The sequence below is a fragment of the Anaerocolumna cellulosilytica genome (assembly GCF_014218335.1).
Lineage (GTDB): Bacteria > Bacillota > Clostridia > Lachnospirales > Lachnospiraceae > Anaerocolumna > Anaerocolumna cellulosilytica.
Genome location: NZ_AP023367.1, coordinates 2,160,706 through 2,173,287, shown reverse-complemented (window position 1 = coordinate 2,173,287; position 12,582 = coordinate 2,160,706). Strand labels below are relative to the sequence as shown.

11 protein-coding genes are annotated in these 12,582 nt (G+C 36.9%); 4 read left to right on the top strand and 7 right to left on the bottom strand.

From position 1 onward, the window contains the following. Window positions 1-44: 44 nt before the first annotated feature. Window positions 45-1,058: a hypothetical protein gene (locus acsn021_RS09100; RefSeq protein WP_184091207.1), complete on the bottom strand. Its 1,014-nt coding sequence runs from the start codon at window positions 1,056-1,058 to the stop codon at window positions 45-47. Window positions 1,059-1,402: 344 nt separating this feature from the next. Here acsn021_RS09100 and acsn021_RS09095 point away from each other — a divergent pair, with 344 nt between their 5' ends. From acsn021_RS09095 to acsn021_RS09085, 3 genes are all read left to right on the top strand, one after another. Then, entirely contained in the window at window positions 1,403-2,536 is a 1,134-nt protein-coding gene (locus tag acsn021_RS09095) for a 1-propanol dehydrogenase PduQ (protein WP_184091209.1), read from the top strand. A 338-nt stretch (window positions 2,537-2,874) separates the two neighbouring features. Then, the gene (locus acsn021_RS09090) at window positions 2,875-4,224 is read left to right on the top strand and encodes a 4Fe-4S dicluster domain-containing protein (protein ID WP_184091211.1); all 1,350 of its coding nucleotides are present in this window, start codon (window positions 2,875-2,877) and stop codon (window positions 4,222-4,224) included. A 14-nt stretch (window positions 4,225-4,238) separates the two neighbouring features. After that, window positions 4,239-4,778, top strand: coding sequence for a BMC domain-containing protein (locus acsn021_RS09085; protein WP_184091213.1), 540 nt, complete (start codon window positions 4,239-4,241; stop codon window positions 4,776-4,778). 170 nt (window positions 4,779-4,948) lie between these two features. Here acsn021_RS09085 and acsn021_RS09080 read toward each other — a convergent pair whose 3' ends face one another. Both acsn021_RS09080 and acsn021_RS09075 read right to left on the bottom strand, forming a co-directional pair. Continuing rightward, entirely contained in the window at window positions 4,949-5,308 is a 360-nt protein-coding gene (locus acsn021_RS09080) for a hypothetical protein (protein WP_184091215.1), read from the bottom strand. Between the two features lie 194 nt (window positions 5,309-5,502). After that, window positions 5,503-6,039, bottom strand: coding sequence for a hypothetical protein (locus acsn021_RS09075; RefSeq protein WP_184091216.1), 537 nt, complete (start codon window positions 6,037-6,039; stop codon window positions 5,503-5,505). A 641-nt stretch (window positions 6,040-6,680) separates the two neighbouring features. Here acsn021_RS09075 and acsn021_RS09070 point away from each other — a divergent pair. Further along, window positions 6,681-7,490: a DUF1266 domain-containing protein gene (locus acsn021_RS09070; RefSeq protein ID WP_184091217.1), complete on the top strand. Its 810-nt coding sequence runs from the start codon at window positions 6,681-6,683 to the stop codon at window positions 7,488-7,490. Window positions 7,491-7,640: 150 nt separating this feature from the next. Here the strand turns inward: acsn021_RS09070 and acsn021_RS09065 are convergent, their stop codons facing one another. The 4 genes from acsn021_RS09065 to acsn021_RS09050 form a co-directional block, all read right to left on the bottom strand. Then, window positions 7,641-8,375: a hypothetical protein gene (locus acsn021_RS09065; RefSeq protein WP_184091218.1), complete on the bottom strand. Its 735-nt coding sequence runs from the start codon at window positions 8,373-8,375 to the stop codon at window positions 7,641-7,643. A gap of 86 nt (window positions 8,376-8,461) precedes the next feature. Then, complete coding sequence (locus tag acsn021_RS09060) at window positions 8,462-10,636, bottom strand: DNA topoisomerase III (protein WP_184091219.1); 2,175 nt, start codon at window positions 10,634-10,636, stop codon at window positions 8,462-8,464. Window positions 10,637-10,777: 141 nt separating this feature from the next. Continuing rightward, a complete protein-coding gene (locus acsn021_RS09055; protein ID WP_184091220.1) occupies window positions 10,778-11,530 on the bottom strand; it encodes an arginase family protein in 753 nt (250 codons plus the stop codon). 56 nt (window positions 11,531-11,586) lie between these two features. After that, entirely contained in the window at window positions 11,587-12,363 is a 777-nt protein-coding gene (locus tag acsn021_RS09050) for a hypothetical protein (RefSeq protein WP_184091221.1), read from the bottom strand. Window positions 12,364-12,582: the final 219 nt, after the last annotated feature.

The following is a 12,582-nucleotide window of genomic DNA, read 5'->3' as shown; positions in this document are numbered from 1 at the left end:
GATCAATTTTGCTCTAAAAGAATAATAAATCTTTATTTTTAAATCTAAATCTCCTTTAATTGTATCAATAATTTATTCAGCACTTTTTCCTCTGTTTCCTTAATAGTATCATAATAACTTCGTATCGATATTAAGTTTCTATCATCAGACTTTACCGTATATTTCAGTTTTAAGGATAATGCTATCAAGGCTTGTTCTTCCAACTTCATATATTGCGATATACACTCTTCCTCCTTTAGCAGATTAAGTCTCCTTAAGTGCCTTAATCTCATAGTCATAGTCTTCTTATGTTCCCACATCAAAAAGAAAGCCTGATTCGAACCTTGTCCAAAGTAACCCTTATTATGAGCAAACTCCAAATGATTATAGATCGTATTGTAGCAGGTTATTCCAAACGTTCTTTTTCTTGTCTCTTCTTCATCCCACATTGCGTTGTTTACATACCACCCTCTGGTCGGATTTGATTCCAGATAATCTTCTATGGACAAATTAATTCTATATGGCTCTAACCTAGCCCGAGGTTCTTTATTATAAGATAACAGCTCAATACAATTCCGAAATCCCTGGTACGCAAAATCTTTTTGTGGGAAATATCTAATCGCCTTTTCTAACTCCTGAAAGGTACAGGTAGCTTTTCCATATTTCCCGTGGTCAAAATTATCTGCTATATAAAATAATTCATCTTTCCTATTATATCCGTATACAAACAAGTCATGAACCCAATCCTTTTTGCTTTGATATTTAGGAATATATTTCGTATTAATCAGCAGATATATGTAGTATTTCTTTTCTATCGCTTCTATAATAAAATTAATAACATCCTCCGGTTTTTCTCCGATTATACTTTTCTTGATGCGTTGTACGTCTAATATAGGGCAATTTCTATAGTAAAAATCGTAATAATCCAAATATGTATTATCATAGCTCGTTAGTTGAATAAAACAATTCATTAACCATCCAAGCGCTTCTTTATGCTGTAAAAGTATAGACAAGGCATTGGTATCTTTGGGATAGGTTGTAATAAATGATTCCGCTTGAGGTAATATTTTATTAGGCATTCACTCTCTCCTTTTCTAAATACATATTTTACTTTTGGGTTTACATCTAATTGTTACTATGAAGCTATGATTATTATAGCATAGCATAACATAACCAAACAGTATTTAACATATTTTTATATTATTTTCCACCAATAATTCTAACATAGTACTGCTATTGCTGTATTCATGCACCTATCACTAGTACCTTGTTAAATATTTAACTTTTATGATTATGTGTTCTTGACAAATACATAAATATGAGATACCTTATAAATAACAGACAATAACAACAAATAGCCGACATTTAATATGTGGTTTTGTGTGGTTTTTACTTATATTTACATAGTATGAAAGGAGACCTCATGTATAGCACCTTTAGCAATAAAACAGAAATCATAATAGGCAATGGTAACGGAGACACTTTTACGGGAGCTAAAAGAGTCTTTATTGTTACTGATAAGTTTATGTATGAAAAGGAAGTAACCAAATACATAACAAAACATTTAGATACTGCTGAATATCAAATATTTCATGATGTGAAACCGAATCCCGACATAGCAACTGTTTCCCAAGGTGTTAAGATAATCTTAGAATTTAAACCCGATATGGTAGTTGCCTTAGGAGGTGGTTCTCCTATTGATGCTGCCAAGGGGATGATATATTTTGCCCGTATGCAGGATGCATCCATTCAGTTAAAATTCATAGCCATTCCAACAACCAGTGGTACCGGTTCAGAGGTTACTAAATTTGCAGTAATTACAGACCCGGACACCGAAACAAAATACCCGCTGGTGGAAGACAGTATGCTGCCGGATACTGCGATACTGGATGCAGAACTTACAAAATCTGTTCCACCCTCTATCACTGCCGATACAGGACTTGATGTCTTAACGCATGCCATCGAAGCCTTTGTCTGTAACATGAGAAACGATTTTACTGATGCACTTGCTGAGAAGGCAATTAAGCTAGCCAATAAATTTTTAATACAGGTATTTGAAAAACCGGACGATGTAACCTTAAGGCAACGTGTTCATAATGCCTCCTGTCTTGCGGGTATGGCATTTAGCAATTCAGGACTTGGTATCAATCATTCCATGGCTCATACCTTAGGTGCACACTTTCACATCCCTCACGGAAAAGCCAATGCCCTCTTATTGCCTTATGTAATCTCCTTTAATGCGGGTCTTTATGATGAATTGACTGAAGCAAACAAAAGGTATGCCAAAATAGCCAGATTAATCTGGCTTGATAGTACGAATGACCGTCAGAGCACAATAAATCTTGTCCGCGCCCTAAAGCGTTATATAGCCAAATTGAATATCCCTTCCAGTATAAAAGCTGCTGGTGTCAACCGGGAGGATTTTTATAAATTACTGCCCGCTATGGTGGATTCAGCCTATGTGGATCCCTGTACAGCAGGAAACCCACGCAACTGCACCAAAGAGGATTTAACAGACCTATTTATCAGGGCTTACGAGGGTACGAATGGAATATAGCAGTCATACAAGCTGTTCAGTTTAAATAATAAAATAGGACTATTCCATTCCATAAAAAAATAAGTCCATCACTTACTCGTATGTTTTAGAACTATTACTGAAAAGTTATAGACAATTGCTAAACGCAACGTTTATAATATGATTGTAGGAATAATAGCAAAACAATTACTTGTTACTATAAACTACTTCATACCATAAAAGGATTGTTTCATAAGTAACTAACTGAAAAAAGTGGAGTGAAAGGAAATTTGATTGAGAAAGGATGCCACCTGGGAATTCTTTCACTCATTAAAAAGTGGTACTATCACGGTGAATCTGTGATATGCAAAGGTGTAACTATGAATTTTATTGAAGCCATAAAAGAAGCCGGAATTGTAGGTGCTGGCGGTGCCGGATTTCCGACACATATAAAACTGAATACTAAAGCAGAATATTTTATTGTAAATGCTGCCGAGTGTGAACCGCTTATTGAAACAGACAAATACTTATGCCGAATCTTTGCCGATGAACTGATTAAAGGAGTTATGATGATATCTGCTCATCTGGAGGCAAAAAAAGCAGTCATCGCTTTAAAAGGAAAATATAAAGCTGAAATCACTGCTCTTAAAGAAGCCATTGCTAAGAATGGTGCAGACATAGAAATTTTTGAACTTCGTACCTTCTATCCTGCCGGTGACGAACAGATAATCGTTCAACAGGTAACTGGTCGAAGTGTACCAGAAAGAGGTATTCCCATAGAAGTTGGTGCAGTAGTAGACAATGTGGGTACTGTAATCGGAATCTACGAAGCTCTTACTAAGGGCAAAAAGACCACAGAAAAATACCTGTCCGTAGTTGGTGAGGTGAAGGAACCCATCATGTTAAAAGTTCCCATTGGTACTTCTATCCGTGAATGCATTCAGTCTGCAAATCCAACCATCTCCGATTACGCCATTATACTTGGCGGTCCTATGATGGGACGAGTTGTTGCAGAGAATGATTTGATTGATGCACAGATTGTTACTAAAACAACCGGAAATATTATTGTTCTTCCAAAAGACCATTACTTAATCAGACGCTCCAAGGTATCCATTGACCGTATCAAACACCAGGCAAGAAGTGCCTGTATCCAATGCAGAATGTGTACTGACCTATGTCCAAGATATCAGATTGGGCACAGAATCAAACCCCATCTGGTTATGAGAAATGTATGGAGAGAACATACCGAGTTAAGTACCGAGGAATTTGAAAAGTCCTTTGGTGATGCAGCTAATTGCTGTGACTGTGGACTTTGTGAAATGTTCTCCTGCCCTATGGGACTCTCACCAAGAAAAGTGAACGGTTATATGAAGGGAAAATTACGAGAAAAGGGTATTAACGTAGAAAAAAATCCCAATCCAGTGGCAAGAGGAACCGTAGATATAAGTAAGGTACCTACTGACCGTTTAATTGCCAGATTAAATCTCGGTCAATATAACGGTTTGCATGCACATTCATGTATTACGTTACATCCACAGGAAGTATTTATACCCCTATCACAACATATCGGAAAGCCTGCTAAGGCAGTAAAAAACATTGGTGATAACGTTACAATCGGAGATGTTATTGCCGCCGCCGACGATAGCGGCTTATCAGCGAATATACATGCCAGCGTTCACGGAATTATAAAAGACATAACTCCACTTGGCATTCGAATCAGTGTAAATTAATGGAGGATAAAAGAATGGGAAAGTCAGTCTGTATGATAGAACTGTCCAGTATTGCAAGAGGAATCGAGACCTGTGATTATATGCTAAAGGCAGCAGATGTTGAATTATTAAGATCCTCCACTATATGTCCCGGAAAATACATGATAATCATTGGCGGAGATACCGGAAGCGTTACAGCCGCTATGAATGCTGGAGAAGAAAAAGCCGGAGAATTTTTAGTAGATAAATTATTGATACCAAATGTCAGTGACCAGTTAATGCCTGCTATCAGCGGTACGTCACAAGTCCCTACTGGCGGAGCAATTGGTGTGATTGAATTTTATTCTGTAGCCTCTGCTATCATAGCTGCGGATACCGCAGCAAAAACCGCAGCAGTAAACCTGATTGAAGTACGTACCGGTTTTGCGGTGGGCGGAAAGGGCTTTGTTACCTTAAGCGGTGATATTGGTGCAGTTACGGAAGCTGTAAATGCCGCAAAAGCGGTCAGTGAGCTTATGGTAGAATGTGCCGTTATACCTAGACCAGTAGATAAGCTGTATGAGGCTTTGATGTAGATATATTTTATAGTTTTAAAATAGGGCGGAAGGTTTGCATTAGAACACCTCCGCCCTATTATTGTTATACTTTGCGTTTTGTTTTTATGATGGGATGATTGTTCTGTTCTATCTGTTTACTACTTATGAATGAATATTAGAAATGATATAGTATGTATCATGTGGTAATTCTATAGTTGACTCTCTTTTTCTATCCGTGTCCACTCCTCATGCAAAAACTCCAGAACTTCTTTCAAAGCCTCCAACTCCCCTCGTTCTTCTATCCGTTGCAATAAGGTTCTAGCTACCATTTTACGGAATACACGATTTGTGATTATGCTTTGTTCACTAAATAGCAGTGCAATCATAACACTATATAGACCACTAAAGGTTAGCAGGTCGCAATCCTCTAGTGTTTTAAGGGGTGGAACTTCCTCCCTTTCCCTTCGTTGGTTTATTCGCTCCCATTCGGCTGGATTATTAGCAATCCATTGCAGAAGACGGATAATTTCGTCTTTGGAGTGGTTTTGAACACGCATTGAATCCTCCATAAAGCTTCTCCTCTCATAGTATATTTATGAAATGATTATACACCTGAAAGAACGCTTTATTGTCACTAATTGGTTACAAACCTATATAAAATTCAGTTAAATTTATTAACTCATTAAAGGTTACATCTTCTTAAAATCGATGTTTTCTAATCACTTCTATTTTCCAGTAGCAATATAAAATCCGCTTGGCTAAATTATGATTTCTTACTCTGTAGCCAATTCTCAAGTTCCTCGGATTCATCAAACTGCCCATGATTGTAATTATACATTACTAAATCTCTACTAAATGGATAACTTTTCATAAACGATTCTGTAATCCTGTCATCCTTACAAATAATTATTGTACAACTGCTATCCCAAGGAACTAGTTCCATATGTGCTAATGGATGCTGTATCGAAATAGGATTTTCCCAAAATCCCTTGTAGCCATCAGCATAAGGCAGGCTATATTTTAATATTTCTTCTAATGAAATCTCTTTGTTAAAAGCAGATAATACTCCCCAGACCCATTGAAAATCTTCCTTATTAACCATATCTGTTAATTCTTCACCACTTAACCAACCATATGTTCCGTATTGAAATATGCGTTTTGAGTAATCAGCATTTATTGTACAACATTCACAATCTGTAATAAGCCAGTTATACCCTCTCTGTACATTATTAATTCCATCGAAAATACCCTTCAAATGAGTATAACAACGCTCTCCCTTTTCAAGTATCGCCCCTCTCATAATACCTTCCTTTCTACGATACATCAGTAATTAGATTAATCAGCTCTAGCTCTATGCCCCAATGAGGAATCATTAAGTCAAATAATTCCAGCATATCTTTTTATAGATATTAACCCTAACCCTTCATGTAAGAAGTGATAAGAAGAAAATGAGATATGTTAGAAACAAGCACAATTTCAATCCACGCTTCCGTGTAGGAAGCGACACACTAGTGACGTTGGAATTTATACCATTTATTTATTTCAATCCACGCTTCCGTGCAGGAAGCGACAGCAAATATTTACAAAAATTATACCATAAAGCATTCTTTATCATAATCTTTACACAATAAAATTTTAAGTGCGAATCCCCCAGGGATTTTATGTACGCTTCATATTCGCACTTTAATATCATGCTTATATTTTAATTGAGTTTAGTTATAAAATCAAGTATGAGTTCATCCTTGACAACTTATCTTCCTCAATCCCTCAGCAAGATGCACAGCTCTCATTTTCATTTATTATGTTAAACACCCAATTATCTATTCTCACTTCATCACAATAACATTTTTAACCTCTCCTACTTATTTCCTATTAACCTTTTGCGAAACCTCTGGTATTATATAGGTCGTACGCACTAAATACACAAAGGATGGAGAAAAAATGAAGAAAAGATTATTAACCTTGGCACTAGTTACCGTACTTGCCTTAACCGGATGCAGTAGTACACCTGCTAAAAAGGATACCGACAGTACTCCCGCTACTACAACAGATGATTCAAAAGAAGCAGAAACCGCTGATAAAAGCATATCTGATACGTTACTTTGGTTTAACGCAACCTATGCCTTAATCACCTCAAGAAATGGCGGTGATATCAACCTTGTTGGCGGCTATGCCGCAAACGATTCCATTGCTAAAATGATGCAGCAAGGATTAGAAAATTCCTGGAGTGTTACGGATAGAGCTACTGCTGATGAAAAGCTGAAATGGCTGACCGAAGAAAATGGACATAATGCAGAATTACTTGAACTCTATAATCAAAACGAGTTGTCTACCTATTCTAGAGATGAATTGGTAGCTGCATTAACAGACGAGTCTTATACAGACGAAGACAGAGCTTTTTTCTTGGGAATTTTTGATGCAGTTGAAAAATACGGAGATAATGCCATTAAGGCTTGGGATTTGTCAAGAGCCATGCAGTTATCCTCCTGGTATTATCTGGCGGGTTATTATACTTATGAAGAGGCTATGGATGCCAGCTTAACGATTGCACAGGAATTACAAAAAGTGTATACTTCTTGGGATGATATGATGGAAAGTTATTTATTTGGTTTCCAATATTGGAATGAAGATGATATAACAGATGAAACATCTGAAAGTTATGCGCGTGCCCAGATTTATCAGGAATTAAAGGCACAAAGCGACAGTATCTATTCTCTGGACTGGAATTTGTCCTTATCTAAGGAATGGTAATAGTTATAAGCTATAATGATTGAAGTAATTACACAATATCTACATATGCTAATATACAACTACTGCAAAGCAAGAAGAAGCTTTCTGATTTTTTATCTATAAAAACCAGAAAGCTTCTTCTTTATGTTTTACCGCCTAAAAGCAATTGCTCTAATCTTCTAATTCATCCAATAGCTTTTTTGCCTCTGCAAGGGATACATCTGTATGTTCACGAATCACTTTAATCGCCTTAATACTATTTTCAGTTTTCTTTAACTGTATGACAGTATCCTTCACTTCTACTGAAAGTGTCAGTCGATTTTTCTTTTCCTCTTCTCTTCTTCTTTTTTCTTCCTGTATCCTTTGATTTAACTCGGGGGTTACTTCTTCTACAACAGGAACAAGTGGAATCTTATTGTCAGGCATTCTTCTTACGAGTAATCCAAGCAGTGTTGCTACTATAGAATATAGAATAATATATTGTACAAATCGATACAGATACAGCAGAATTATGTGAAGGTTCACAACCTCCCCTTCGCTTTTTATAATGCTGATATAGTCTGTAATGCTATATTCACCGGGTGCATAATTATAGGTTTTCGATTCAATATTAAGTTCACCCACGGAAGAAACAATCACAGCCAACGGCTTATTGTAGATTGGATTTCCGGCAGTATCCATCAGCATTCCAACAAGAGAAAAGATTCCTACAACAAATACAACACTATTTTTCCAGGACAATTTATTTTTCAAAACAATGCTTATAAAAATCAGCAATATTAATGCACTTTTCACATATGGCGTAAAAAAGATAGCTGTCATCACGATAGGAAACGCAAATATAAGCAGAAATAGTATAATTGCTCCCACTGTAAACATAAATAAAACTCTAAGATTCTTTTTCATGACGTTCTCTCCTTTCCAGTAATTTATATATAGTCAACTAAGAAACTCTTTGCCCAGAGACAGGAGGTAAGAGAAATTGTGTATTTCTATTTATCCAGCTTTAATTTGGAAAAGGCATCTGCAAATGCGGTATTTACCGGCTCCTTTTCTTCCTTTTTAAGCTGGTTCATGTATTTTGCTACGTCCTTTTTACTAACACCAGCTCCCTCTTTCTTTCTCCTCTCCTGAAAGGCCGACAGTTTTTCCTTGTGTCCACAGGAGCAGGTAAAAGTCTGCGCTTCTCCCTGTCCAACTAACTCCATTTTCTTATGGCATATCGGACATCTGGCGTTGCTGGTTCTGGCAATGGTTTCCCTGTGACCGCATTCTCTGTCCTGGCATACTAACATTCTGCTGTTTTTACCGTTAACGGCAAGCATATTTTTTCCGCACGCCGGACATTTTTTACTGGTGAGATTGTCATGTCTGAATTTTCCGTCACCACTCTTAATTTCTGCTACAATTTCTTTGGTATAAGCAGTCATCTCTTTCATTAATTCCCGTTTTTTTAATTTGCCGCCTGCTATTTTGCCTAGTTTCATTTCAAGGGATGCGGTTAGTTCAGGCTTCTTTAAATCCTGAGGAACTAGTTCTAAGAGCTGCTTTCCTTTCGAAGTAATAAATATATCTTTTCCCCGTTTCTCCATTAAAAAGGAGTTGAATAACTTTTCAATTATATCGGCTCTGGTTGCTACCGTTCCAAGCCCTCCGGTCTCCCCTAAGGTCTTCACTATCTCTTTGTTTTTTTCCTCAAGGAATTGTACTGGGTTTTCCATAGCGGACAATAAGGTAGCTTCGTTAAAAGGTGCCGGTGGTTTTGTCTTACCTTCGGTTATAACAAAGTCTATTCCTTTTAGTACATCATCCTTCGAAACCTCCTGCAAGCTTTCAGTTTCTTCCTTATCTTCTATTTGATTTTCATAAACTTCCTTATAGCCGATTGCTTTCGTAATTCGCCCTTTAGCAGTAAATTGTTCGCTGCCAACCTGTACTTTTACGGTCGCTTCTTCATATTCGTAAGGTGGATATAAAACAGCAAGGAAGCGTCTTACCACCATATCATAAATTTTTCTTTCATCGGTACTCATATTGTCAAGGTTTACAAACTGCTCCGTAGGAATAATGGCATGATGGTCACTAACTTTTTGATTATCCACAAAGGAGGAATTGGTGACAATAGGCTTTCTAAGTAACACAGAGATCAGTTTTTTATATTGTCCTATACTGACTGCTTCCAGTCTTTCCTTTAAGGTTCCTACAATATCCGTAGTCAAGTATCTGGAATCTGTTCTTGGATACGTTAACACCTTATGATTTTCATACAAGCGCTGCATGATATTCAATGTTTCTTTTGCAGAAAAGTCAAACCTGAGATTTGCCTCTCTTTGTAATTCTGTCAAATCATATAATCCAGGAGCATAGGATTTTTTTAACTGCGTTTTAAATTCTGTTACGATACCATCTTTGCCTCTTAGTTGTTTTAACAGCTCTTCTATCTTTGATTTATCAGGCGTAGTTGTATTGCCTGATTTGGCATCTTTCCAGGTAAGTGTCATACCACTTAGTTTCCCAATCAATCCATAGTAGGGGACTGGTATGAACTTTTTAATATCTTCTTCTCTTTTTGCAATCATTGCAAGCGTTGGCGTCTGCACACGTCCACAGGAAAGGCTGGCATTATATTTACAGGTTAAGGCTCTTGTAGCATTCATTCCTACAATCCAATCGGCTTCCGCTCTTGCTACCGCTGCCTGATACAGATTTTCATATTCTTTTCCGTCTTTTAGGTGTGCAAAGCCTTCCCGGATGGCTTTATCCGTAACGGAGGATATCCATAATCTCTTAACGGGCTTCTTATTATTTGCCTTTTCCAGTATCCACCTTGCTACTAATTCCCCTTCCCTGCCTGCATCTGTGGCAATTATAATGTCAGATACGTCCTTTCGCTGAATCTGTGTTTTCACCGCCTGATATTGTTTTCCGGTCTGCTTTATAACTACTAACTGGAACTTCTCCGGCAGCATCGGAAGATTCTCCATGTTCCAGGTTTTATATTTTTCATCATAATTTTCAGGATCAGCTAAGGTAACTAGATGTCCTAGTCCCCAGGTAACAATGTATTTTTCACCTTCTATGGCTCCCCCCATATTTTTTGTACATTTAAGTACTCTGGCAATATCTCTTCCTACAGAGGGTTTTTCCGCTATTACTAATGATTTCATGTATAACTCCTATCTGTCTTTATAAGAAATGTCTTTCATAAACAATTCGTCTTTTATTGAAACTGTTATAATTATCTTATCATAAAACAGCAAACATGTTCAACTAAATACCGGAAAGAGTTTGGAAAAATTTACGTTCTTCTATCGATTTGCCATATGAAAATACGTTAAAATCTGTTGATTTATAATCCCATTAACCTCTTGATACCTGTTATACTGCCCATCTGCATAATTCTTCGAACACTCTCCGCAGATGTCCCCGCCTAATATTTTATGTCTTGCCCTTACACCTTCAAAAAATGCACTTACATCGTTTATTTCCATGGTTCCCTGGTCCCAGTTTGTGTAAACAGTCCCTTCCCGAAATACATCTTTATCAATCGTAATATAGATAGGGTACTGTATTCCTCTTTTAACTTCTTCTATCCAATCTATGCTTCTTACCTGCTTTTCTGTAATGAAATGTACTTCTTTGCCACAACAATCATAATCCTTAGGAATATATTGTTCCGCTACACCTACTATATAAACCTGTTTTAGTTGACTGCAATTCTCCAGAGCAAACCGTACCCAATTGCCACAGGATAATAACTCTTTACACATTCCCATCTGGATATCGGAATGAAAATCAAACATAACCATAGAAAACGGCTTCTTTATTTGCTGTAGCAGAAAGTATGTGAGATAGTGGTAGTTACCTGAGCCTAGATAAGTTACTGCCGGAAAATCTAAGTTTGAACAATATGCCTGCAACACTTCACAGCTTTTCTGTGAACAATATCCGTTCGTTCCTTCATACGGTATTATATCCATGTTTTTTATCTTGTCTTTTCGTGTTAGATACCACGATTGTTCCGTATAAATTCCTTCGAAATCAATAGTATATACCTGCAATGTAATTCCTCCTTGTATCAGCAGGACTCTCACCGTTCGTAGTAACACATCCGTTTTTAATGTTCTATATCTTCTAACTTATTAACCAAACAAAAGTACTGATAAAAGTCTTCCATCTCCTGACGGCGTTTTAAATCACTGATTACCAGTTTCATATCCATTAATATCTTCTGCATGGTTAGATTCGATATATATCGGATTTCAATATTACCCCATTTTAAAACCTGTTCCGCTTCGGGAATATAGTTCCAATAGAACATGGTTTCTTTGTCTTCTAATTTAATTCTGTATCTTTCATGACTATTTATGATACCATCCTTACAAGCTGCACCTTCAAATTCCTCCCTCGGCATAAATACGCCCAATATACGCCGCTTCTTTTCAGATACTCCCTTGGCGCATTCTGTAAGCAAGCAGGCTGAATTTAATCGAAGCCTTACCGGAAGCTTTGGTTTTCCTTTGGAACTTCCACTTTGGTAAGAGCCTGCATACAAAGACCAGGTTGAAAATACCTCTTCCCTGTTATTCTGTACGAATCCAAACGCTGCCTGAGAATCGGGATAAAATCGTTCCATCTGTAACTTATGAAGCCGCTGTTGTTCACCAATATATATTTGTTGCATTAATTCTTCCTTTTGAAGTACCTCTAGAGCCTGATTGACTTGTAACTGAACTTTTTTATCTTTCAGAGTGAGATATTTATTGAATGCTTTTGGATACAGGAATTTCTTCTCTCCCTGTGAAAATGTTATTGTAATATAATTATCCCTTGATTCTTTTACGATACCTTCACCAAACTTTATATGGCTGATTTCTTTTCCTACTAACTGCATTTTGTTCCTCCTTTTAAGAAATAAATGTTTGTACACATTCTCCATGTCGAATACATTTTACAAAGTGATATCTTATCTAAAAAAAGAAGGGCTTCTCATATCTGTGCCATTGCCATGACACAGTAATCAAAGCCCTTCTTATTTAAGACGGTTCTTTACCTATTAAGTTTTATTGATAGTACATACGAAAAGCAATAAATATACCGTTCTGAAACACTT

Coding starts and splice junctions, on each gene's coding strand:
- acsn021_RS09100 (WP_184091207.1), bottom strand. CDS start 1,058: ATGCCTAATAAAATATTACCTCAAGCGGAATCATTTATTACAACCTAT.
- acsn021_RS09095 (WP_184091209.1), top strand. CDS start 1,403: ATGTATAGCACCTTTAGCAATAAAACAGAAATCATAATAGGCAATGGT.
- acsn021_RS09090 (WP_184091211.1), top strand. CDS start 2,875: ATGAATTTTATTGAAGCCATAAAAGAAGCCGGAATTGTAGGTGCTGGC.
- acsn021_RS09085 (WP_184091213.1), top strand. CDS start 4,239: ATGGGAAAGTCAGTCTGTATGATAGAACTGTCCAGTATTGCAAGAGGA.
- acsn021_RS09080 (WP_184091215.1), bottom strand. CDS start 5,308: ATGGAGGATTCAATGCGTGTTCAAAACCACTCCAAAGACGAAATTATC.
- acsn021_RS09075 (WP_184091216.1), bottom strand. CDS start 6,039: ATGAGAGGGGCGATACTTGAAAAGGGAGAGCGTTGTTATACTCATTTG.
- acsn021_RS09070 (WP_184091217.1), top strand. CDS start 6,681: ATGAAGAAAAGATTATTAACCTTGGCACTAGTTACCGTACTTGCCTTA.
- acsn021_RS09065 (WP_184091218.1), bottom strand. CDS start 8,375: ATGAAAAAGAATCTTAGAGTTTTATTTATGTTTACAGTGGGAGCAATT.
- acsn021_RS09060 (WP_184091219.1), bottom strand. CDS start 10,636: ATGAAATCATTAGTAATAGCGGAAAAACCCTCTGTAGGAAGAGATATT.
- acsn021_RS09050 (WP_184091221.1), bottom strand. CDS start 12,363: ATGCAGTTAGTAGGAAAAGAAATCAGCCATATAAAGTTTGGTGAAGGT.